This is a genomic window from Martelella sp. HB161492 (assembly GCF_013184775.1).
Taxonomy (GTDB): Bacteria; Pseudomonadota; Alphaproteobacteria; order Rhizobiales; family Rhizobiaceae; genus Martelella.
Window position 1 is genome coordinate 213,293 of record NZ_JAATVV010000008.1, and the last position, 22,363, is coordinate 235,655.

Here is a 22,363-nt window from a genome sequence, read left to right on the forward strand (position 1 = left end):
ACCTCGATTCTGGCCGAGGGGAGACGGGCCGGTCCGCCTTCTGTGCGGTACCCCGGCGTTTCTGATCCCGAAACGACCCGATATTACTTTGCTGGATGTTGTTACTTGTAAGCTGTGACGATGAGTTCGATCAGCATTCCCGGACCGAGCGTGCCGGGGCAGATGGTCGCGCGGGCAGGCATATCTTCCGGCGCAAGCCATTCCTTCATGACGTCATTCATGGCTTCCTTGTCGCCGAGGTCCTTCAGATAGACCCAGATGAACAGAAGTTTGGTCTTGTCCGATCCGGCGGCGGCAAGATAGGTATCAAGCTTGGCAACAGCCTCGCGGGTTTGTCCCTTGATATCCAGGCTCGTGTCGTCGCATGCCGTGCCGCCGACAAAGACGAAACCGTCTTTCTCCGTGACCCGGTGCAGGACAGGGGTAGGCAGATATCTGTTGACCATAGGTGTCTCCTTTCCTTGTGGGCGGGACCTGTCGCAATGCTTGTGGAAGGGCGCGGCAGGTCCCCACTATGTCTCAGTGCCGTCAGAGACGGCGCCTTCTGAGTTCTTCATTGACGCGCGCGGCCATGCGTTCCAGAGAGGCCATGGCGGATACGCCGTCAAAAATGGTGGGTGCAGCCGATGGATCACCGGCAAAGGCCAGCGCTGCATCATGCATCAGCGCGGCATAGCCCTTGTGATCCTCGTTGGCGGCGGCGGTGAAATTCGGGGTCCAGGAAAGCGTGTCTGCGCCATCGGCAAGACCTGCCGCCGGATCATCGGCCTTGAAGGCCGGATCGCGGAAATAGCGGATATTGATCACGTTCTCGATCTCGATCCGGCGGTGATCGCCCATGATCGTGATCGCCTCGGTGGGCGTTCCCCGCGATTGGATGGTTCCCATGATGATGTTGCCGATCGCCCCGTTCTCGCAGGCAAAATTCATATGCATCAGCATATGGCCTGGCTGGTGCTCGCTGGCACGGATCTCGAAATCGGCAAAGGGCGCACCGGCAAGCCAGGGCATCAGATCCATGTAATGAACGCAGTGATGCAGGAAGAAGCTGGTATAGTCCGGCGTCTTGCCGAAATAGGCAGGCCCCGACATATATGAGCCGGACAGCCCCAGAACCGGACCGAAATCGCCCTTGCGGATGATGTTTGCGGCGATCTTGTTGCCGGTCGAATAGCGCTTCATGAAGCCGACAATGACCGGCTTGTTTGCTTTCTCCGACGCATGGGCAATCTCTTCGGCACCTTTCCTGTCGCGTGCCGGCGGCTTTTCGAGAAAAACCGGCAGCCCGCGCTGAAGCGCTGCAATCGAAGCCTCGCGATGGAGATCGGGACCGACCGCCATGCCGATGGCATCGAGCCCCTTATGAGCGATGAGATCACGCCAGTCGGAATAGACCGCCTCGGCGCCATAACGCCAGCGTGCCGCCTCGGCCGCAGCCGCATTGAGATCGCAGACAGCGGCAAGGCGCATATCGTTGCGCCCGAGCTGGGGCATGAGCATCTGCGACGCATGAAGGCCGCAGCCGATCCAGCCGATATTGAGTGTCATCGCCGATACTCCGCCATAGATGCCATGGCTCTGATCAGGGCGATGGCATGTTTCAGTTTCTCGCTTTCATCGTCATGCGGTGCCCGCCACTGGGCGATCGGCAGACCGATCCGGTCATCATTGCGGCGGAAGGGTTCCAGCGTCAGCGGCCCGTCATAGCCGACGGCAGCAAGCGCCCGCATGGTCTCGGCCCAGTCGATATGGCCGGTTCCGGGAAAGCCGCGATGATTTTCATTGGCCTGGAAATAGACGATACGATTGCCCGCCATGCGGATCGCATCGGGTATCGAACCTTCCTCGATATTGGCGTGGAAGGTATCAAACAGCAGACCGAGGGCTGGATGATTGACTGCATCGATCACCGAAATTGCCTGTGAAACCGTTGAAATCACATCCGTTTCGTAGCGATTGAGTGGCTCAAGTGCCAGCTTGCACCCGGCCGACTGCGCCAGCGGGGCAAGGCTCGCCATGGCCTCAATGGTGCGTTCGCCCCGGGCGCGCATTTCATCTTCGGCCACCGGCGCGGGCGCACGGCCGGCAAAGACCATCGGTGCGCCATAAAGCGGGCCGCCGAGGAAGCCGGCGCCGAGCGCTTGGGCAACCTCGAGGGCATATTTCAGATAATCCAGCCCCGCTTTGCGGATGACCGGGTCAGCATCACTGACCGAGCGGGAGGCATTCACCCGCGCGGCAAGCGCCACGGTCAGGCCCGCGGTCTCGATCGCCGCGCGTGTTGCGGCAAGATCGAGATCGTCCTCCGGCTCGGGGACAAGCAGTTCGACAAGATCGAAGCCGAGCGACTTCATGTGGGCAAAAAGCGGCAGGTGCTGTCGTGTAAACGGCCGCGCAAATTGCATCGATATGATACCGACTGGATTATTCACGTAAGATCTCCCTGTCTGTCAGCCCTTGACCGCACCCTGGGTCATGCCGCTGATCAGGCGTTTTTGAACAATGAGGAAGAGGATGGTTGCCGGCATGGCGCCGACAATGCCGCCTGCGGTGAGCAGGCCCCACTGCACCTCATACTCACCAATCAGGGTCTGGATCGCGACCGTGATCGGACGGACATGCGAACCGCCGAGCGTGAGGGCATAGAGATATTCATTCCAGGCCGTGATGAAGATGTAGATGCCGGTGGCAATAATGCCGGGCATGCACAGCGGCAGGACCACGCGCCTGAGCGCACCGAGCCTCGTGCAGCCATCCGTCATCGCCGCTTCGTCAAGCGACTTCGGAATGCCGTTGATATAGCTGGTCATCATCCAGACCGAGAATGGAATGGCCACCGTCGAATTGGCGATGATCAGTGCCAGATGTGTATCGATCAGGCCGAGAACGCGCATCAGCACGAAGAGCGGCAGGATCAGCAGCACGATCGGGAACATGTTGATGATCAGGAACTGGATCAGAAGGTAACGTTTTCCCTTGAAGGAAAAGCGCGAGAAGGAATAGGCCGCCGTCACGCTCAGCGTCAGGCCGACAATCACCGTGCCACCGGCAATGATGAAGGAGGTCAGCATGTTGCCCAGGAAGCCGACCGTCTTGAACAGGCGGACATAGTTCTCGAAGGTCGCACCGATCAGGCTCGGTCCCTGCGTGAACAGCTTGTCTTCCGCCGTCAGCGAGGTCAGAAGCATCCAGAGATAGGGGCCAAGAGTGAAGAGCAGGATCAGCACCATCGGCAGTTCGACAAACAGCACACGCCTGAACGTGGATTTCTTCCCGACGATCATTGCGAGACCCTCCCGACCTTACGCAGATAAACAATGACAAGCCCAAGCAGCATCAGGGTGAAGAGAACGGCAAGCGCCGAGCCATAACCGAAATCGAGATTGGTGCGGGCCTTGATGAAGGCGTAGAGCGGCAACGTATAGGTGGAGTAACCGGGACCGCCGCCGGTCATGACGTAGATGACGTCGATCGAGTTCGCGACCCAGATGGTCCTGAGCAGCACAGCCGTGACCAGAACGCCAGAGATGCCGGGCAGTGTGATGTGCCAGAACTGGCGGAACTTGCTGGCGCCATCGATGGAGGCCGCTTCATAATAGCTCCGCGGGATCGATTGCAGACCCGCCAGGATCATCACTGCAAAGAAGGGGAAGCCCTGCCAGGTCAGCGTCAGAATGATGGCGTAAAGTGCAGTATCGGGATCAGCCAGCCACGGGATGGACTGCTTGATGATATCAACCCTCAGCAGGAAATCGTTGAGGATCCCGTAATTGCCGTCATAGATCCACACCCACATCAGACCGATGACAACGCTTGGCAGCGCCCAGGGAATGATGATCAGCGCGCGCGCCAGCGGACGCCAGGGAAATTCCTGATTCAGCAGCATTGCAGCGGCAAGGCCCAGAAGCAGTTGCGACGGGATGGTGATGCCGATCCAGATGACCGTGTGCTTGAGCGAGATCCAGAACACCTCGTCATGCAAGGCATTGATGAAATTCTTCAGGCCGACAAAGGGCATGGAATGTGGCTTGAACAGCACATAGTCATGCAGGCTCATCCAGGCGGCCTGGACCATCGGGAAGAAGACGATTGCAAGCGTAACGATAACCGCCGGTGACAGCAGCGCGTAGGGGAGCACCCTCTTGGCAAGCGCCGCACGCGACATCGGCTGCTCGGTTTCTATCATTGTCATTTTCGTTTCGCCGGAGAGGCGCCGGCGCCCTGATTGTTCCCGCCAAACGGCAGACAAAATTCGATCGTCTACCGGTGCGGAACCGGTATGAACGGGGGGAGAACCGGCCCGGCCCCCCTTTGGGCCGGGCACTTGTCTTTTCAGGCTGGGGGACGGCTTACGGGTTGAACAGTTCGTCGATATTCTGGTTCATCTGCTCAGCCGTGATCTGTCCCAGCAGCGCGCGCTGCATGTTGACGGGCCAGACCGTATTCACGAAGTCGGCGGTTGCGGTGACATTGGGCAGCATATGCGCGAAAGGCAGCGATGCCACCGTTGCATCGACAAAGCGCTTGGGATGCAGCGTCCAGTTGGCCGCATCCGTCTTGCTGACGGGCAGCTGACCGGTGGATTCGTTGAATTCCTTGTTATTGCCTGCCGTCGACAGGAAGGAGATCCACTTCCAGGCCGCATCCGGAGCCTCTGACGACGAGAAGATTGCCGTTTCCTCATCACCAAAGGATGTCCAGTGGCCGCCGCCGCATTCAGGAACCGGTACAGCCGAGACCTTGTCGCCAAGGGCTGCAACCATGTCATTGGCCGAACCGATATGGTGAATGGTCATGGCCGTCTTGCCGGCCTTGAAGGCACCGATCACTTCCTTGAACCCGTCATTTGGTGCTGACGGCGGGAAAACCTTGTCCTTCTGGAACAGGTCGACGACGAACTGCGTGCCGGCAATGGCATTCGCATTGGTCATGCCGCCCTTCTCGAAACTGACACCTTCACGCGAAAGCGTGAGGCTGCCCCAGTGATCCTGACCGCCAGCACCGCCGCGGAAGCCAAAGCCGTAGACATCCGGATTGCCGTCACCATTGGTATCGCGGGTCAGCTTGATCGCATCCTCGCGGAATTCATCGCAGGTTTTCGGCGGCGTCAGGCCAAGCTCATCAAACATGTCGGTGCGATAATAAAGGTAAAGCACAACATATTGCAGGGGCAGATAATATTGTGTTCCATCGTCCGATTTGGTCAGATCGAAGAGATTTTCTTCAATATCCGAAGCTCCGTCCCAGGCCTGGATATAATCGTCAAGTGGCACCAGCGCGCCCATTTCCGTCAGGCGCGACTGTGCGTTCATCTTCACCATTGCCGCGTCCGGCGCATTGCCGGCAACGATCGAGGCATAGAGATTATCGTAGTAAGTACCCCATGGAATGTTTTCAGCCTTGATGGTGATATCGGGGTTCTGGGCTTCGAACTTTGCCACCAGATCCGCCATCGGATTGTCAGCATTGTCGAAATGATACCAGAACCGCACGGTATCCTTGGCGTTGGCTGCTGTACCGCATGCAAGCATGGCTGCGGTCAGTGCCACAACTGAAACGACTTTCCTCATTTGCTCCTCCGCTTGTCATCGAACCAGGTTCGACTAAGTGGTTTCCTCAGTGCCCGTAAATTCTCGGAAGGCTTTTGCTGCCTCCTCCGCTGCCGATCGGGCCTCGGCAAGAACTGAACCCATTTGCATGAAACCGTGCACCACTCCTCCGTGGAGCCGGTAGAAATCCTGCCGCCCGAGCGCCGCAAGACGTTCAGCCAGCTTCTCGCTGTCAGAGCGCAGCGGATCAATCGCAGCAGCATTGATGTAAAGCGGCGGAAGCGCCGCCAGCGCCCGGTCATCCGCCCTGAGCGGCGCAACCAGCGGGTTTTCACGCTGCGTTCTGTCGGGCGTGTAGAAATCCCAGTAACGCATCATCTTCGCCCGGGTCAGACCGGGGCCATTCTCGCAGTCGATATAGGACTGCGAGCGAAAATCATCGTCATAGACGCCATAGAAAAGCAGGCCGCAATCGGGCAATACCCCGCCATGCTCGATCTGCGTCAGCATGGTCGCAAGCGCCAGATTGGCACCGGCGCTATCGCCGGCCAGCGCCAGCGGCCGGTTGATTCTGGCGAAGCGCCCCTTGCCTGACAGCACCGCCTGAAACACGGCGACACAATCATCAAGGCCAGTCGGGAATGGAAACTCTGGCGCCAGACGGTAATCGAACGTCAGCACGTGAGCATCCGCCGAAAGCGCCAGGAGCCGCGCCGCATATTCATGCGTTTCCATGCTGCAGAAGGCCCAGCCGCCGCCGTGAATGAAGACGATCAGACCAGACGCCGTCTCGCTCGGTGTTATCAGCCGACAGTTCAGCGGCCGCGAATGGGCAACATCGAGGGTGAAGTCCCAGCTCCGGCGGATGACCGGAAGATCCTGGTTCCAGCGGCGATTGGTTGCCTCCGCAAGCGCCCGCCCCTCGGCCGGCGCAAGTGTCGTCGGGTCGGCAAGGCCACGATCCTCGCGCTGAAGGCGCTCAAGGATCTCAGCCATTTCCGCTGTCAGCAAACGATCCTCGGGCCTTGCCCGAAACCACGTGCCTGCCGACCATATCTGCCTCGCCCCTCCCGACATAACCGCACCTATTGCCTGCTTGCAGCCTCACCGGCCAGGATATCCGGGCCGAAATTGACGATGGTCGTGATGTGGTGGCCGAGTGCCGCCGCAACCTTCGCCGGATCGCCGCTGTCCAGCGCCTCGACGATGCTCTCATGCCGGTCTGCCGTCTCAACGAGATCAAGACGCCCGCGCGAATTCAGAATCTTGAAACGATGGTTATGCACGAGGCAGCGATGCAGCACCGGGCCGACGCTCGGCAGATCAGCCGCATCGAACAGCCGCAGATGGAACGACCGGTCGACAAGCGAAAGCTTGTAGGCGTCACCCTCCCGGGCAATGGTCTTCATCTGCAGGATGTAATCCAGCAGCTCACGGCGCAGCAGAGCGCCATAACGCTGCAAGACACGTGCGACATTGCGGGTCTCGATCTCCTTGCGGATCATGATCATTTCCCGCGCATCATCGGCGCGCGAGTCGGCAACGAACGTGCCGCGATGGGCCATCCGCTCGACAAGACCATCATGGTTGAGCGCAATCAGCGCCTCACGCACCGTTGACTGACTGCACTCGAATTCCTCCGCCAGCTCCAGCTCAAGGATCGGCGCCATCGGCGGACGCTCCCCCAGCATGATCTGACGCTGCAGATCCTCATAAACCGTATGGCTGCGCTTGGCGGTACGGCGTGCCGATCCACGGCCCGTCGCCATCTTCTTCCCTTCCGGCTTTCCGAAACTTTCGATCGCCATATTCGTATCCATCGCTTGCATATCGATAACGTTATCGTTAATCTACCGATACCAATTTCGTTTGGCAAGTCGGATTTTCGCCAAATCTGCTGTCAGCCACCTCCTCTCGGGGAAAGCCTGTCGCGATCTTGCGAAGTCCTTCGATCATATCTGTAAGTCGCGGGTTATCGTGCCAGCCCGCTCATCTGGGAGGATGCAATGGCGAGTATCAAGCTCGAGCGCCTTGTGAAAAACTACGGTGCCTTCAATGCAATCAAGGGGATAGATCTGGAGATCGCGGACGGTGCCTTCGTGACCTTCGTCGGCCCATCGGGTTGCGGCAAATCGACCCTGTTGCGCATGGTCGCCGGCCTGGAGGAAATCTCCGGAGGCAAGCTCAAGATTGACAATAAGGTGGTCAATGACCTGGAACCGCGTGAACGCGATATCGCCATGGTCTTTCAGGACTATGCGCTCTACCCGCACATGACCAATGCCGAGAATATCGGTTTTGGCCTGAAGATGCGCGGTCACACCAAGGCCGAAATTGACGAACGCGTCAGGGAAGCCGCTGAAATTCTGCAGATCGCGCCCCTGCTGGAACGCAAGCCCGGTCAGCTTTCCGGCGGTCAGCGCCAGCGCGTTGCCATGGGGCGCGCCATTGTCCGCCGCCCGAAGGTCTATCTCTTCGACGAACCGCTTTCCAACCTCGACGCCAAGCTGCGCGTTGACATGCGCACCCAGATCAAGCGTCTGCACACATTGCTGAAGACCACGACCATCTATGTCACCCATGACCAGGTCGAAGCCATGACGCTTGCCGACCATATCGTCATCCTCAAGGACGGCGTGATCATGCAGCAGGGCAAGCCTGTCGACGTTTATGAACGGCCGATCAGCCGCTTCGTCGGTGAATTCATCGGTTCGCCAAAGATGAACATCATCACCACGACGCTGGAACGACAGGGCAGCGCAGCCAATTTACGCTTTGTCGATTTCATTCTGCCGGTTGAAAATGTCGAGGGCGAGACGGGCACTGAAGTCGAAATCGGCATTCGCCCTGAACATCTCATCCCCTGCACGCAGCAGGAAGCGCTCTTTGCCGCGCGTATCGACGTGCTGGAGCCGCTTGGCTCGGATACCCATGCCATCTGCCTGCTGGGCGACACGGAAATCACCGCCCGCCTTGCTCCGGATGCGAGCCTTGCCCCCGGCCAGACGCTCTATCTGAAAGCCGATCCGGACAAGATCCACTTCTTCGATCCGAAAAGCGGTCTTCGCCTCGAAACAAGGGCCCGTGCGATGCCCGCCCTCGCCTGATCCTTCTCCCATGGGACGCGCCGATGGCCGGGTGTCCCTGTCTCGGGCATGGGATGGCTCCGACGTTCACCATCCCATGCCAAAACTGGAGCCCCCGCTTCGCCAGTCCACCGGCAAGCGGGGCTTTTTCTTCCCGCCCAAGAACGAGCAGTCTGGGCCGAGGCTGCGGCCTTCCGACAGCATCCCCCTCATCTCGCAGGATCGCCTTGCCTGGCGATACGAGCTGGTTCAGGGCATCGCGTATGGATGACCGAGCGCTTCTGCCAGGGCCTTGAAAACGCGCGTGGCCGGCGATGAGCAGACCATATCGGTCGCATTGCCAGCCAGAACGGCCGCATCACCGCAATCGCCCGAGGGGATATCGCTGTTGGTCTGAACGACGACGGTCGTATCGCTTGTCGTGTCATAGAACACGGTCGTGTTGTAGCCCGGCAACTCACCGGAATGACCGACCCAGCCGCCGACACAGCCCATGGCGATGCCATAACCGGAAGGCGACGGGAAACTGGCAAGCCGCACCGCCTGCGTTTCCGGGTCCAGAAGTCCCTGTCCCGTGCCCAGCGCATGGCCATAGGTCAGAAGATCATCAAGGCTGGAGATCATCCCACCGGCCGTCCAGCCCCAGGACGGGTTCCAGTGAGTCGCATTCGTCGGCGCATCCGGCGTGGCATCATTGCCCTGCATCGTGAAACCCTGGGGATAGGGCGCGGGAATTTCACTCGAGGTCCCGGGCCAGAAGGTGTTGTCCAGCCCCAGCGGCTGGAAAATCTGCTCCTTGAACACCTCCCCGACCGGCTTTCCCGTCACCTTCTCAATCACTTCGCCCAGGAGCACCGTATTGGTGTTGGAATAGTCGAAGCGCGCGCCCGGCGCGAAGATCGGCGAATCATCAAGGCCATATTTCAACAGTTCATCGACAGGAATAACGCGGTCTGGATGCGAGAAGAGACGATCCTGAAAGGCGTCCGAGAGCGTGTAGCTGGCAAGCCCGCTGGTCATATCAGCAAGCTGACGAAGCGTGATCTGATCTCCATTGGGAATATCGGCAATATAGCTGCCGATCGTATCGTCCAGCGAAACCTTTCCCGCCTCAACCAGCTGCATGAGTACCGTTCCGGTGAAGGTTTTGGTGACCGAGCCGATCCGCGTATGCATGCCGATCTCCATCGGCGCACCGGTTTCAGGATCGGCAAGACCATAGGCCTTTTCCCAGTGACCTTCCGGCGTCTGAACACCTGCAATGACGCCGGGCGCAGCGGTCTCGCCAAGAACGGCGGTGACGGCGGCATCAAGTCGGGCTGCCATTGCATCCGGCAACAGTGCCGTCACCGCTGCATAGGGCTTTGCCGCAGCCACGGCAGCCGGATCGGCAACACAGGCATCGCCTGCAGCAAAGGCTGCACCACCCGCCAGCGTCACCGCAAAAAAGACGATCGGCGCCAGCCTGTCACCTGCCTGCCAATTTCCAACGCCCGTCATTCGCACATCCCCTTAAATATACAGCTGTTTATGAACCGAATTCACATGTATCAATGTCAAAGCTTATCTAGAACGATTGTGCCGGCAAACAAAGTCAGCAAGGGATTAATCCTTGTATAAATAGCTGCGAAAGCAGATTTTTCTGAGCAAATCGCACCCATGATGCCCATCTGACGCTCGGGATGATGCGGCAGATCCCGCATTGACGGTTCTGGATATTTCCTGCAGCCAAGGCATTACGAACGGAACCACCAGCGGTCTGGGGCCTCGAGCCGCTGCCCTTCTGCCGATGCTGATCGAACAGCAGGGCAATACTGTCGGCCAGGTCTGGCCGCCAAGCCATGTCCGGGGAACCAGGCGGCGGCGGTCATGCGATGGCGCCTCGCCTCAGCTTGCTGCAGGCTCGGCACTGGTTCTGACCCGGAGAACCCTGAGCGCATTGAGGATCACCGCGACATCGATGACCTCCTGCAACAGGGCGCCCTCGACCGGCACCAGATGGCCGAAGGCCGCCGCGATCATGGCAAGGACGGAAAGCCCGATGCCGACGGCAACACTTTCAAGAGCGATATGCCGCGCCCGGCGGGCAATCTCGATGCCGGGCCGAAGCTGCCCGACCCGGTCGACTAGCAGAACCACGTCGGCCGCTTCCGCCGAGGCCGCAGCGCCCCGCGCGCCCATCGCCACCCCGACATCGGCGACGGCCAGTGCCGGAGCGTCATTGATGCCGTCGCCGACCATCATCACCGCCGCATGCTTTCGCTCGGCTATCACCAGAGCCACTTTCTGATCCGGCGTCAGACCGGCATGAACCCCATCAAGTCCGAGACCCGCTGTCACCCTTTCGGCAACATCGGCGCGATCACCGGTCGCCAGCAGAATTCTCGAAATCCCTTCCTGCCGCAGCCCGTCAAGCATGGTGCCAGCCTCCTGGCGCAGGGGATCCGCCATAACGAGACAGCCCGCCAGAACGCCATCCACGGCAACGGCCACCAGCACGGAGCCAGCGGCCTTGTGGTGGCGGCTTTCCGCTTCCGCGCCCAGCCTTGCGGCAACAAATCCGGCCCCGCCAACCAGAACATCATGCCCGTCAACGCGGCCTGAAAGCCCTTCACCGGGAAATTCCGTTACAGCCTGCGGCACCGGCAGCACCATGCCCTGGGCCTGCGCCTGCGCCACGACCGCCTGCCCGACCGGGTGCCTCGATGCCTGATCGAGCGCTGCGGCATAGCGCAGAAGCTCAGTTGCCGAAAACCCCGCGGTGAGATCAACGGATACGATCTGCGGCCGTCCCTCGGTCAGTGTCCCGGTCTTGTCAAGGATCAGTGTCTTGATGCGGGCCATGGCCTCGAGTGCCGCAGCCCCCTTTATCAAAACGCCGAAATGGGCCGCCCGCGACATGCCGGCAACAAGCGCCACCGGAACAGCCAGAATCAGTGGACAGGGCGTTGCAACAACCAGAACCGCCACCGCCCGGATCGGATCGCCCGTCAACCACCAGGCACCCGCCGCCAGAATGACCGTCACCGCGAGAAAGCCGATCGACCAGAGGTCGGCCATGCGTGACATCGGTGCGCGCGATTGCTGCGCGGCCTCCACCAGGCGGACAATCCCGGCATAGGTGCTCTCGCCGGCAGAGCGGCTGGCAACCATGTCAAAGGCTTCGCCGGCATTCATGGCGCCGCTCATCAGCTCCGCCCCGTCATCATAACGCGCCGGCAGGGATTCGCCGGTCAGCGGTGATGTGTCGAGAAAGGCCACCGACGAAACAAGCTGCCCATCGACCGGGACCGCCTCCCCCTGACGGATGAAGAGCCGGTCACCCGGCTTAACGGCGTCGAGCGGCACATCCTCCAGGCCGCCATTGACGTGCCGTGTCGCCGTGCGCGGCACGCGGGAAAGCAGATCGCGCATCTCGCGCCGCGCCCGGCCCTCGGCAAAGCTTTCGAGAAAGGTACCGCCGGAATACATGACCGCGATCACGGCTGCGGCCAGCTCCTCACCGAACAGAAGCGCCGCAGACATGGAAAGGGCGGCGACCACATCAAGGCCGACCTCGCCGCGCGCCAGCGACCGGACAATTTCGAGAACGAGAAAGAAAAGCACCGGGACAACGCCGATGCTCCAGATCACCGCAGCAGGTGCAGACAACCCCAGAAGCCGCAGCACAAGGCCGACAAGAAGCCCGGAAACGGCAATCGCCAGAAGCGTCGTCTTCAAACGCCGGCCGATCTCCTGCATTTGCGGCTCTCCCCTTCGCAGACGCAGCCCGATCACCGCTGCGCAACCGCCACCGAGGCGGGAACAGCCAAGCATTCGTCAGCCGTTCCCGATTGTCCAGTATTATCAACATGTCGCACGCGAGAGATGTCATGCGACATGACAGGGGTCAAAATGGAACCATCACCATCGCGGGGCGCCCGCATGAAATGCCGCACCACGCATCGCTGAAGTCCGCTCGCGCGAGGGCGCTGGCCGTCGCCATCACAGCACCGGCGTTAACAGGCGCTTGCCGGCAAAATGCGCATCGAGATTATCGAAGACGAGCTTCCCCATCGCCTGGCGTGTCTCATAGGTGCCGGATGCGTGGTGGGGCTGCAAAAGCACATTATCAAGCGCCATGAAGCGCCGATTAATCTTCGGCTCGCCCTCGAATACATCAAGCGCGGCCGCGCCGAGCGCCTTCGTTTCGAGCGCTGCCAGAAGCGCGTTCTCGTCAATATTGGAGGCGCGCGAAATATTGATCAGCATGCCCTCGGCACCAAGTGCCGCTATCACATCCTGATTGACGATATGACGGGTGGCAGCAGAGGCGGCCAGCGTGACAAACAGGAAATCGGATCGTTCGGCCAGTGCCACGGCATCATCGACAAAACGCCAATCGGCGGCATAATCCTTGGGCGCGATATCGCTATAGGCGATGTCCATGTCGAAACCGGCAAGGCGCCGGGCCACCTCATAGCCGATGCGGCCAAGACCGAGAATCCCGGCACGCTTGCCATGAACGCGATGCATGAGCGGATAAAGCCCCTTCTCGGCCCAGTTGCCACTGCGCACGAAGCGCTCCGCACCGACCATGCCGCGCGAGAGGCAAAGCATCATGGCAACGCCCAGATCAGCAACGTCCTTTGTCAGGACATCCGGCGTGTTGGTGACGTGGATGCCCCGCTCCCGCGCCGCTTCAAGATCAACCGCGTCATAGCCGACGCCATAAACGCTGATGATTTCCAGTGCGGGAAGCGCTTCGATCAGCGCCCGATCGGCGCCCAGCTCACCACGTGTGGCGATGCCGCGGATATTGCCCGCATGGGCAGCCAGAAATGCCGGCTTGTCCTGCGCTTCGAAATAGCGGTGCATGGTAAAACGGGCGTTCAGACGCTCATCATCCCAGCTCGGATAAGGTCCGATCTGCAGGATTTCGACTTTGCTCATGGTTGCCTCCGTGACGTTCATGATACTTATGTTATCGATATCATCCGATACCGCAAAATTGCCGGGCCCACCGCCCGTTCAGCTGCGGTGATTACTGTCCAGCAATTGCAGAAAAAGGGCCGAATGATCGAGATCGCCGCCATCAAGCCGCCCGACGAGATCGGCAAAACGATCGCGCTGAAGCGCCGTCAGCGGCAAGGTCAATCCCATGTCCCGGCATTCCGACAGCACGTTCTCAAGATCCTTGAGTTGAAAGGCTGAGCGGCCGCCGGGCACGAAATCGCCCTCCTGCATGCGCTTGCCGTGTTGCTGCAGGATGACGGAATCAGCGAAACCGCCCTGCAGGACAGCCCGGAAGGCAGCCGGATCAATGCCGCCTTCGCGCACCATCAGCGTCGCTTCGGCAACCGCGCCGATGGTGATGGCGACAATCGCCTGATTGGCGAGCTTGGCCAGCTGTCCGCTGCCGGCAGGACCGAGCAGAATGGCGCGTCCCATGGCTGAGAACAGCGACGCCAGCGGCTCGAACCGTTCCGCCTCGCCGCCTGCCATGATCGCCAGACTGCCTGCCTCGGCACCGCGGGTGCCGCCGCTGACCGGGGCATCGATGTGATAGATCCCCAGTGCTGAAAGCCGTTCAGCATGGTCACGCGCCTCGGCCGGACGGATGGAGCTCATATCAACCACCGTGGCGCCCCGGCGGATTTTCTCAGCCGCGCCATGGGCAAACAGAAAATCGGCGACCGCCGGGCCGTCCGACAGCATGGTGATGACGACGTCCGCAGCGCTCACCGCCTCTTCCGGCGTTTCCGCAAGCCCGGCTCCAAAAGCGACCAGCGCTTCCGCCTTGGCCTTGCTCCGGTTCCAGACCGTGACGGGAAAACCGGCCTTCAGCAGGTTTTTCGCCATGGGCGCTCCCATGAGGCCCGTTCCGATAAATGCGACCGTCAACATCTCATCATCCCAGTTTGCAGCCATTGGCCGTGACATAGATTGCATAAAGAGAGGTGGAAGCGGTGATGAACAGGCGGTTCCGTTTTGCCCCTCCGAAGGTCAGGTTGGACACCGGTTCAGGCACATGGATCTTGCCGATCAGCGTGCCATCGGGGTGAAAACAGTGGACACCATCGGCGGCACTGGTCCAGATCCGGCCTGAGCGATCGAGACGGAACCCGTCGAAAAGTCCGTTGGAGCAGGTCGCGAAAATACCAAGATCATGAAGGTGGTTTCCGTTTTCCACCCTGAATGAGCGAATGTGGCGCGGACCGCCGGAATGATGCGTCGCACCGGTATCGGCGACATAGAGCAGGCTTTCATCGGGGGAAAAGGCGATCCCGTTCGGCTTTTCCATCGTATTGATAACCCTTGCCACCGCGCCTGAGACCGGATCGGCGCAATAGACGTGGCAGCCCGCAATTTCCGGCTCGCCATAGTCCCCCTCGTAATCATGCATGATGCCGTAGGAAGGGTCGGTAAACCAGATTGTCCCGTCGGATTTCACCGTGACATCATTCGGCGAGTTGAAGCGTGCGCCGTCGAAACGATCGGCGATCACGCGAATCGATCCGTCAAATTCCGTGCGGGTGACGCGCCGGGCGAGATGCTCGCAGGTCACCAGCCGGCCCTCATTGTCGAGCGTGTTGCCATTGGCATTGTTGGCGGGCGCGCGGAACACCGAAACGGCGCCACTTGTCTCGTCGAACCGCATCATCCGATTGTTTGGGATATCCGAAAAGACGAGGTAGCGCCCGGCACCGAACCAGGCCGGCCCTTCCAGCCAGCGCCCGCCGGTCCAGAGCCGTTCCAGCCGCGCATGGCCGACAAAACAGGCCTCAAATCGCGGATCGAGAACCTCGAATCCGCTTCCGTCTATAACACCGAACATGGTCTCCTCCCGAAACCCGATACCGCCGGTCAGCACGCCTTGAAGGATCTGACACAACGGCAAACGCTCTATTCAGCTGCCTCAGGCAATTCTGGCCCAGAATCCGGTTGACGCTGCGGTTCGTTTTGCCCGGGCATGAATTTTTGATATGATATCGATAACAGCCATGTTATGAACGACAATCAGGAAGTCTGTCAAGCGTCCCACAGAGCGCGGTGAACCGCAAGCCTCAGCGAGGATCGGTCGCATCGGACACCGACAGAGACTATGGAATACTGATTTCTGCGCGGCTGCAGCGTCCCGGGCCGTCCCCGGGCCATCACAAGGCTGCCATTGTCGCGGATATCAGTCTTGCGGAGAGCGAACATTGCCGGAAACGGACAAGAACAAGACGGCGAAAGACCCTGTGCGTCAAGGCACCGCACCGACGATGGCCGATGTCGCCCGGCTGGCCGAGGTCTCGACCATGACGGTGTCGCGGGCTCTGAAAAAGGATGGCAGCGTCTCGAAGGAAACCCGCAAACGCATTCTCGAAGCCGTAGACCAGCTCGGCTATGTGCTCGATCAGTCGGCAGGCTCGCTGTCATCACGCCGGACCGGCTTCATTGCCGCACTCGTTCCCTCGATCAACAACTCAAACTTCTCCGAAACGGCTCAGGGCATTACCGAAGCCATTGAGCAATCCGGACTGCAGCTTCTGCTCGGCTACACGGATTACGCACCGGAGAAGGAAGAACGGCTGATCCAGTCGATGCTGCAGCGCCGCCCGGAGGGCATTATCCTGACCGGCGGCGCGCATACGCCATCGGCCCGGCGCATGCTGAAGAATTCCGGAATCCCGGTGGTGGAGACCTGGGAAATCCCCGAACATCCGATCGACAGTGTCGTCGGCTTTTCGAACAGCGCCGTCATGAGTGACCTCGTCAAGGCACTGGCGGCCAGGGGCTATCGGAAATTCGGCTATATCGGCGGCACAACCTCGCGTGATACGCGCGGCAGCATGCGCCGCCAGGGCTTCCTTAAGGCCATCGGCGAACTCGGCCTGGAGCCCGGACGGCTGATCTCCTTCGGCGTTCCGCCAATCACCATCCAGCAGGGTGCCCAGGCCATCGTCTCCATGCTCGAGCGCTGGCCCGACACGGAAGTCGTATTGTGCGTTTCGGACCTCTCGGCCTTCGGCGCGCTGATGGAGTGTCAGCGCCGCGGCATCAAGGTGCCCGACGATATTGCCATCGCCGGCTTCGGCGACTACGAGATCTCCGCCTATTGCCACCCGCGCATCACCACCGTCAACGTTGGCTGCCGCGACATCGGCCGTTTCGCCGCGGAAAAACTCCTGCGCCGGATTTCAGGCGAAGAGCTGGCCGGCGACGAGCTGATCCTGACGCCCTACCACGTCCTTCTGCGCGAAAGCACCTGAGCGCAAGCCGCACAGAACGAACCGACGCCCCCAGGCCATGATCGCAGCCATGGCCTTGCGCCACGGCATGTGCCCGGCGCATCCGGGCCACGGATGCTTCCGTTTCCAGGTTCCGGGCGTATCCGAATCTTCCAACTTGACATCGCTAAATGTTATCGATAACAAATATACCATTCGGGATTTTGGGAGGAATACTCGATGGAAGACGGCAAACTCGTCGAGTTTCGGTCAATCACCAAAGTATTCGGTGGAACGAATGCCCTCACCAACGTGTCGCTGACACTTGGGAAAGGCGAAATTCTGGCGCTGCTTGGCGAAAACGGTGCCGGAAAATCGACGCTGATCAAGACACTTGCGGGCATTCACAAGCCAGATGGCGGTGAGATCCGTTTTCGTGGTGAACCCTATAGCCACCGCCCCCCGAAACCGCAGCAACGCCAGCCGATCGCCTTCATCCATCAGGATATGGGGCTGATCGAGTGGATGACGGTCGGCGAAAATGTCGGACTGGCCCAGGGCTTCTCGATGCGTTCCGGCCTGATCGACTGGTCTTCGACGGATGATCGCGCCGCAAGGGCGCTGAAGCTTGTCGGCTGCGACTTCGACCCGCAGACACGGGTTTCCAGCCTGAGCCGCACGGAAAAGGCGCTGGTCGCCATCGCCCGGGCGCTGGCGACGGACGCAGACGTTCTGGTGCTGGACGAGCCGACGGCGAGCCTTCCTGCCGATGAGGTCGAACGACTGTTTGCTGCCATCAGACCGCTGAAGCAGCACGGCGTCGGCATGATCTATGTCTCACACCGGCTGGACGAGATCTTTCGCATTGCCGACCGTGTGGCGGTGCTGCGTGATGGCCATCTGGTCGGCGAGAAGCAGATCGCAGAGACCTCCTCATCCGAACTGGTCGAGATGATTGTCGGCCGCAAGGCCAATGAGCTTTTCGTCAAATCCACGGCTGCCCCCGGCAAGACACTGGTCTCGGTGAAGAACCTGACCTGCCCGGCCGTCGGCCCGGTCTCCATGGATATCCGCCAGGGTGAGCTTCTCGGACTTGTCGGTCTGCGCGGCGCGGGTCAGGAGGCGGTTGGCCGGGCATTGTTTGGCGCCCAGCCGTCGCAGGGCGAGGTGTTTCTGGACGGTAAGGTACCGGATCTTTCCTCGCCGATCACAGCCATGCATGCCGGGATCGGCCTGATTGCCCGCGACCGGGCGGAAGAATCCGTCGCCATGTCGCTTTCGGTGCGGGAAAACATGTTCATGAATCCCGGCGCCAACAAACGCGGCCTGTTCACCTTTCTCAGCCATTTCAGCGAGGCAGCCCTGTCATCAAGGATCGGCGAAAGCGTCGGCTTGAGGCCGAATGATCCGGAACTGCCGGTCGAGGCGCTTTCCGGCGGAAATCAGCAGAAAGTGGTGGTCGGACGCTGGCTTGCGACCGGGCGCAGGCTGCTGATCGCCGAAGACCCGACCGCCGGTGTCGATGTCGGCGCCAAGGCCGAGATCTACCGCCTGATTGCCCGCGCGGTCGAAGCCGGGCTCGCCGTTGTCGTCGTGTCGACCGATTTCGAGGAGGTGGCCAATATCTGCCACCGGGCGCTGGTCTTTTCACGCGGTCAGATCATTCGCGAATTGTCAGGTGACGCCCTGACCACACAGGCGCTGATAACAGCCGCCTCCGCTTCCGAAGCGGCCTGAACGGGAGGAAAACATGCAATCACTGGAATCGACGGCTCTGGAGCCGACGCCTGCGGAACTGAAGGGCCTCAGCCTCATCGAAAAGCTGATCCGCTTGCTGCCCGTCTATGGTCTGGTCATTCTGACGGCACTCCTGATCATCCTGTTCTCGATCATGCTGCCGGATACGTTTCCGACCATGCTGAATGTGCGTTCGATCATCTCCGACAAGGCGATCATCGCCATCCTGTCGCTGGCGGCGATGATCCCGATGGCCGCCGGACGGATTGACCTGACCGTCGGCTACGGCATCGTGCTCTGGCACATTCTAGCCATCAGCCTGCAGACCATGTTCGGCCTGCCCTGGCCGGTCGCCGTGCTGATCGTATTGTCACTCGGCTGCCTGACCGGGCTTGTGAACGGCTTTCTGGTCGAGGTCGCCAAAATCGATGCCTTCATCGCAACGCTTGGCACAGGCACGGTGCTCTATGCGATTGCGCTGTGGCACACCGGCGGGCGCCAGGTGGTTGGCATGCTGCCGCAGGGATTTTATGCTCTGAACGGCACCATGGTCTTCGGCCTGCCCATCACCGGATTTTACGTGCTCGGCATCGCGTTGGTCATGTGGATCGCGCTCGAATATCTGCCGATCGGCCGCTATCTCTATGCCATTGGCGCCAATCCGAAGGCAGCGGCGCTGAACGGCATTCCGGTGCGCAAATTCGTGGTCGGCGCTTTCATCAGTTCAGGCTTCCTGTCAGCGCTTGCAGGCGTTCTGCTCGCCTCCAAGCTCAGGATTGGCCAGGCCAGCGTCGGGCTCGAATATCTTCTGCCGGCCCTTGTCGGCGCCTTTCTCGGCTCCACCACCATCAAGCCCGGCAGGGTCAATGTCTGGGGCACGGTCGTCGGCGTCGTCATTCTGGCGGTCGGCATTTCCGGCATTCAGCAATTCGGCGGATCGTTCTTTGTCGAGCCGCTGTTCAATGGTGTCACGCTTCTGGTCGCCATCGGCATTGCGGGCTATGCCCAGCGCAAACGTGGTGCCGCCACCAGAAAAGCTGCACGCAAATAGGCCGTTGGAGGAGTGAAACGGCTACTGCTTTCACGGGAGGAAAACATGAAACGCAGAACATTATTGCAGGTCATGGCAGGCAGCGTCGCCATGTTCACACTTGTTGGCACAGCGGCGGCAGATGACATGTCGGACGCCAAAGCCTTTGTCGAGAAATACGCCTCACGCGTATCCGCCTGGGATGGCCCGACAACGGGGCCGAAAGCCGTCAAGGACAAATCCATCGTCATTCTTGCTGCCGATATGAAGAATGGCGGCATCCTGAAAGTGGTGGACGGCATTACCGAAGCCGCCAAGGCCGTCGGCTGGAAGGTGACAGCACTGGATGGCGCCGGCTCGATCGCCGGACGCACCGCAGCCTTCGGGCAAGCCATGGCGCTGAAACCCGATGGCATCATCATCAACGGTTTCGACGCTGTCGAACAGGGCCCTGCGATGGAGCAGGCCAAGGCCGCCGGCATCCCGATGGTTGCCTGGCACGCAGCCCCCGCAGCCGGCCCTGCCCCTGATATCGGCGTCTTCACCAATGTGACGACCGATCCGCTGAAGGTCTCGCGAGCGGCGGCCGACTGGGCCTATGTTGATGCGGGCGGCAAGCCTGGCGTCATCATCTTCACCGACTCGACCTATGCGATCGCCATCGCCAAGGCCGATGAGATGAAGCAGCAGATCGAGAAGCTCGGCGGCACCGTGCTTGAATATGTCGACACGCCCATCGCCGAAACCTCGCAGCGCATGCCGCAGCTCACGACCTCGCTGTTACAGAAATACGGGGCGAAATGGACCCATTCGCTGGCCATCAACGACCTCTATTTCGATTTCATGGGCCCGTCACTGGCCGCTGCCGGGCTACCCGGCGATGGCGCCCCCTCCAATGTCGCCGCCGGTGATGGTTCGGAAAGCGCCTATCAGCGGATCCGCGCCGGCCAGTACCAGGATGTGACGGTGGCCGAGCCGCTTTATCTTCAGGGCTGGCAGCTGGTCGACGAGATGAACCGGGCACTCTCCGGAGCCGAATGGTCGGGCTACATCGCGCCATTCCATGTCGTTACCAAGGACAATATCGAATTCGACGGCGGGCCGGACAATACCTTCGAACCCGACAACCACTATCGCGATGAATACAAGAAGATCTGGGGCGTCGAATAGACCCGGATAATCTGAACGCGCCTGCAAGGCCCCGGCTGAACCGCCGGGGCCTCCAGACAGTTGACAGAGCTTTGCATTCCCCGCTGGCGTCATATCTGTGCCTGCCACAGATATGACGCTGTGCGTCTGCACGGCGAAAGCGCCTTTTATTCCAATACTCTGAAGAGCCTGGATCCCCGTGACGAGCAAGGGGATGACGACAGGGCGGCGGCTATTCCACCCCAGGCAGGCAAACTGAATGACGTTGTCGGCAATCTGAGGGCCCCGGCTGAGCCGTCGGGGCCTTTTGCCATTTCAGCACCGATCAAAAATGCCGGCCCTGCGTTGCAGGACCGGCCTTCAGAAACTCCGCCATCTCAGGCTGGGGACAATCATTCAAAAGCGAGCTGGACTTTCATCGCTCTGGCACGATCACTCGCCGTCTCGAAGGCGGCAATCGCCTCATCGAGCGGATAGGTACCGGAAATCAGCGGTTTGATATCGATCCGCCCCTGATTGATCAGATCGACGGCAAGGCCGTATTCCTCATGGAAACGGAACGAACCGCGGATCTCGATTTCCTTGGACACAACCATATTCTGCGGCAGGCCGACCTCTCCGCCAAGACCGAGCTGCACCAGCACGCCGCGCGGCCTGAGCGCCTGCAAACCGCTGGCGAGTGCCCGCGCATTGCCGGAGGCCTCGAACATCACATCAAACGACCCCTTGCCTGCCCCATAGGCAGCAAGCGCATCCGGGTTCCTGGCAACATTGATGACCCGGTTTGCCCCGACAGCCTCAGCATAGGGCAGGACATCGTCCATGACATCGGTCACGACGATTTCCCGGGCGCCATGCGCCCGCGCGGAGACAATGCAGAGCGCGCCGATTGGCCCGCAGCCGGATACCAGCACGCGTTTGCCCAGAAGCGACCCGGCACGCGAAACGGCATGCAGCGTCACCGCCAGCGGCTCGGCCATGGCAGCCTCGCCAAGCGAAACGTGATCGGCGACTTTGTGGCACTGCCATGCCTCGGCCACCAGCACCTCGCGAAAAGCACCCTGAATATGGGGCATCGGCATGGCGCTGCCGTAAAAACGCATGTTGACGCAGTGATTTTGCAGCCCCTTCAGGCAATACTCACAGTGATTGCATGGCCGTGAGGGCGAGACGGCAACCCGATCGCCGACAGCGAACGTGCTGACACCGGCGCCAAGCGCGGTCACCGTGCCGGCAACCTCATGGCCAAGGATCATCGGTTCGCGCACGCGCACATCACCAAAGCCGCCGTGATTGTAGTAATGCAGATCCGAACCGCAGATGCCGCCGGCACCGATCCGGATTTCCAGCTGGCCCGGCCCCGCCGTTTCAGCCTCGATATCCTCGATGCGCAGATCTTTCGCCGCGTGAATGATGGCAGCTTTCATGGATACCTCCTGTTCGAAAGCGTTTCTGGGCGGATGTTCCGGCGCGGCCTGAAGGCCGGTTGCCAGCACGCCCGCACAGCCTGGAAAGACGCACAGTGCCGGACTGGATGTGAAGCAAGGAGGGCTTCCTCCGGCAACCTTCGCTGACGCAACGGCACCTCATCCGCCCTCTCCGGAAACATTCTGTTTT

The 22,363-nt window shown here is 60.5% G+C and carries 19 protein-coding genes; 5 read left to right on the plus strand and 14 right to left on the minus strand.

The window, feature by feature from the left end:
• Positions 1–101: 101 nt before the first annotated feature.
• The 8 genes from HCK86_RS15185 to HCK86_RS15220 form a co-directional block, all read right to left on the minus strand.
• Positions 102–446 (minus strand): RidA family protein, encoded by a 345-nt coding sequence (locus HCK86_RS15185; protein WP_141149245.1) that lies wholly within the window; start codon positions 444–446, stop codon positions 102–104.
• Positions 447–528: 82 nt separating this feature from the next.
• Entirely contained in the window at positions 529–1,548 is a 1,020-nt protein-coding gene (locus HCK86_RS15190) for a Gfo/Idh/MocA family oxidoreductase (protein ID WP_176085313.1), read from the minus strand.
• Positions 1,545–2,432: a sugar phosphate isomerase/epimerase family protein gene (locus HCK86_RS15195; protein ID WP_176085314.1), complete on the minus strand. Its 888-nt coding sequence runs from the start codon at positions 2,430–2,432 to the stop codon at positions 1,545–1,547. The genes HCK86_RS15190 and HCK86_RS15195 overlap by 4 nt, the downstream gene beginning before the upstream one ends.
• Positions 2,433–2,450: 18 nt before the next feature.
• Positions 2,451–3,284 carry a carbohydrate ABC transporter permease gene (locus HCK86_RS15200; RefSeq protein WP_176085315.1) on the minus strand — a complete coding sequence of 278 codons (834 nt, stop codon included), beginning with the start codon at positions 3,282–3,284 and terminating at the stop codon, positions 2,451–2,453.
• Positions 3,281–4,192, minus strand: a complete 912-nt coding sequence (locus HCK86_RS15205; RefSeq protein ID WP_141149241.1) for a sugar ABC transporter permease — start codon at positions 4,190–4,192, stop codon at positions 3,281–3,283. The genes HCK86_RS15200 and HCK86_RS15205 overlap by 4 nt, the downstream gene beginning before the upstream one ends.
• 157 nt (positions 4,193–4,349) lie before the next feature.
• On the minus strand, positions 4,350–5,570 hold the full coding sequence (locus HCK86_RS15210) for a sugar ABC transporter substrate-binding protein (protein ID WP_176085316.1): 1,221 nt from the start codon (positions 5,568–5,570) through the stop codon (positions 4,350–4,352).
• Between the two features lie 33 nt (positions 5,571–5,603).
• A complete protein-coding gene (locus HCK86_RS15215; RefSeq protein ID WP_210259920.1) occupies positions 5,604–6,545 on the minus strand; it encodes an alpha/beta hydrolase in 942 nt (313 codons plus the stop codon).
• A gap of 89 nt (positions 6,546–6,634) precedes the next feature.
• Positions 6,635–7,357, minus strand: coding sequence for a GntR family transcriptional regulator (locus HCK86_RS15220; RefSeq protein ID WP_210259921.1), 723 nt, complete (start codon positions 7,355–7,357; stop codon positions 6,635–6,637).
• Positions 7,358–7,555: 198 nt separating this feature from the next.
• Here HCK86_RS15220 and ugpC point away from each other — a divergent pair, with 198 nt between their 5' ends.
• Positions 7,556–8,656 carry a sn-glycerol-3-phosphate ABC transporter ATP-binding protein UgpC gene (gene ugpC, locus HCK86_RS15225; RefSeq protein ID WP_176085318.1) on the plus strand — a complete coding sequence of 367 codons (1,101 nt, stop codon included), beginning with the start codon at positions 7,556–7,558 and terminating at the stop codon, positions 8,654–8,656.
• 228 nt (positions 8,657–8,884) lie between these two features.
• Here the strand turns inward: ugpC and HCK86_RS15230 are convergent, their stop codons facing one another.
• The 5 genes from HCK86_RS15230 to HCK86_RS15250 form a co-directional block, all read right to left on the minus strand.
• Positions 8,885–10,135, minus strand: a complete 1,251-nt coding sequence (locus HCK86_RS15230; protein WP_176085319.1) for a serine hydrolase domain-containing protein — start codon at positions 10,133–10,135, stop codon at positions 8,885–8,887.
• A 387-nt stretch (positions 10,136–10,522) separates the two neighbouring features.
• Positions 10,523–12,376, minus strand: coding sequence for a heavy metal translocating P-type ATPase (locus tag HCK86_RS15235; protein WP_176085320.1), 1,854 nt, complete (start codon positions 12,374–12,376; stop codon positions 10,523–10,525).
• 243 nt (positions 12,377–12,619) lie between these two features.
• On the minus strand, positions 12,620–13,567 hold the full coding sequence (locus HCK86_RS15240) for a 2-hydroxyacid dehydrogenase (RefSeq protein WP_176085321.1): 948 nt from the start codon (positions 13,565–13,567) through the stop codon (positions 12,620–12,622).
• Positions 13,568–13,645: 78 nt separating this feature from the next.
• The gene (locus HCK86_RS15245; RefSeq protein WP_176085322.1) at positions 13,646–14,545 is read right to left on the minus strand and encodes an NAD(P)-dependent oxidoreductase; all 900 of its coding nucleotides are present in this window, start codon (positions 14,543–14,545) and stop codon (positions 13,646–13,648) included.
• Complete coding sequence (locus HCK86_RS15250; protein WP_176085323.1) at positions 14,526–15,452, minus strand: SMP-30/gluconolactonase/LRE family protein; 927 nt, start codon at positions 15,450–15,452, stop codon at positions 14,526–14,528. Before HCK86_RS15250 ends, HCK86_RS15245 begins: the two co-directional genes overlap by 20 nt.
• A gap of 430 nt (positions 15,453–15,882) precedes the next feature.
• Here HCK86_RS15250 and HCK86_RS15255 point away from each other — a divergent pair, with 430 nt between their 5' ends.
• From HCK86_RS15255 to HCK86_RS15270, 4 genes are all read left to right on the plus strand, one after another.
• Entirely contained in the window at positions 15,883–16,872 is a 990-nt protein-coding gene (locus HCK86_RS15255; protein WP_176085372.1) for a LacI family DNA-binding transcriptional regulator, read from the plus strand.
• 198 nt (positions 16,873–17,070) lie between these two features.
• Positions 17,071–18,567: a sugar ABC transporter ATP-binding protein gene (locus tag HCK86_RS15260; protein ID WP_176085324.1), complete on the plus strand. Its 1,497-nt coding sequence runs from the start codon at positions 17,071–17,073 to the stop codon at positions 18,565–18,567.
• A gap of 13 nt (positions 18,568–18,580) precedes the next feature.
• A complete protein-coding gene (locus HCK86_RS15265; RefSeq protein ID WP_176085325.1) occupies positions 18,581–19,618 on the plus strand; it encodes an ABC transporter permease in 1,038 nt (345 codons plus the stop codon).
• 45 nt (positions 19,619–19,663) lie between these two features.
• Positions 19,664–20,767: a substrate-binding domain-containing protein gene (locus tag HCK86_RS15270; protein WP_176085326.1), complete on the plus strand. Its 1,104-nt coding sequence runs from the start codon at positions 19,664–19,666 to the stop codon at positions 20,765–20,767.
• Between the two features lie 371 nt (positions 20,768–21,138).
• On the opposite strand, the gene HCK86_RS15275 is transcribed toward HCK86_RS15270, so the two are convergent.
• Entirely contained in the window at positions 21,139–22,173 is a 1,035-nt protein-coding gene (locus HCK86_RS15275; RefSeq protein WP_176085327.1) for an L-idonate 5-dehydrogenase, read from the minus strand.
• Positions 22,174–22,363: the final 190 nt, after the last annotated feature.

Bases quoted from the DNA above. Each gene is read 5' to 3' on its own strand.
- HCK86_RS15230 (WP_176085319.1), bottom strand. From the start codon at position 10,135: ATGACGGGCGTTGGAAATTGGCAGGCAGGTGACAGGCTGGCGCCGATC.
- HCK86_RS15245 (WP_176085322.1), bottom strand. From the start codon at position 14,545: ATGGCTGCAAACTGGGATGATGAGATGTTGACGGTCGCATTTATCGGA.
- HCK86_RS15265 (WP_176085325.1), top strand. From the start codon at position 18,581: ATGCAATCACTGGAATCGACGGCTCTGGAGCCGACGCCTGCGGAACTG.
- HCK86_RS15270 (WP_176085326.1), top strand. From the start codon at position 19,664: ATGAAACGCAGAACATTATTGCAGGTCATGGCAGGCAGCGTCGCCATG.
- HCK86_RS15220 (WP_210259921.1), bottom strand. From the start codon at position 7,357: ATGGCGATCGAAAGTTTCGGAAAGCCGGAAGGGAAGAAGATGGCGACG.
- HCK86_RS15260 (WP_176085324.1), top strand. From the start codon at position 17,071: ATGGAAGACGGCAAACTCGTCGAGTTTCGGTCAATCACCAAAGTATTC.
- HCK86_RS15190 (WP_176085313.1), bottom strand. From the start codon at position 1,548: ATGACACTCAATATCGGCTGGATCGGCTGCGGCCTTCATGCGTCGCAG.
- HCK86_RS15250 (WP_176085323.1), bottom strand. From the start codon at position 15,452: ATGTTCGGTGTTATAGACGGAAGCGGATTCGAGGTTCTCGATCCGCGA.
- ugpC (WP_176085318.1), top strand. From the start codon at position 7,556: ATGGCGAGTATCAAGCTCGAGCGCCTTGTGAAAAACTACGGTGCCTTC.
- HCK86_RS15205 (WP_141149241.1), bottom strand. From the start codon at position 4,192: ATGACAATGATAGAAACCGAGCAGCCGATGTCGCGTGCGGCGCTTGCC.
- HCK86_RS15255 (WP_176085372.1), top strand. From the start codon at position 15,883: ATGGCCGATGTCGCCCGGCTGGCCGAGGTCTCGACCATGACGGTGTCG.
- HCK86_RS15185 (WP_141149245.1), bottom strand. From the start codon at position 446: ATGGTCAACAGATATCTGCCTACCCCTGTCCTGCACCGGGTCACGGAG.
- HCK86_RS15275 (WP_176085327.1), bottom strand. From the start codon at position 22,173: ATGAAAGCTGCCATCATTCACGCGGCGAAAGATCTGCGCATCGAGGAT.
- HCK86_RS15240 (WP_176085321.1), bottom strand. From the start codon at position 13,567: ATGAGCAAAGTCGAAATCCTGCAGATCGGACCTTATCCGAGCTGGGAT.
- HCK86_RS15210 (WP_176085316.1), bottom strand. From the start codon at position 5,570: ATGAGGAAAGTCGTTTCAGTTGTGGCACTGACCGCAGCCATGCTTGCA.
- HCK86_RS15215 (WP_210259920.1), bottom strand. From the start codon at position 6,545: ATGGCTGAGATCCTTGAGCGCCTTCAGCGCGAGGATCGTGGCCTTGCC.
- HCK86_RS15200 (WP_176085315.1), bottom strand. From the start codon at position 3,284: ATGATCGTCGGGAAGAAATCCACGTTCAGGCGTGTGCTGTTTGTCGAA.
- HCK86_RS15235 (WP_176085320.1), bottom strand. From the start codon at position 12,376: ATGCAGGAGATCGGCCGGCGTTTGAAGACGACGCTTCTGGCGATTGCC.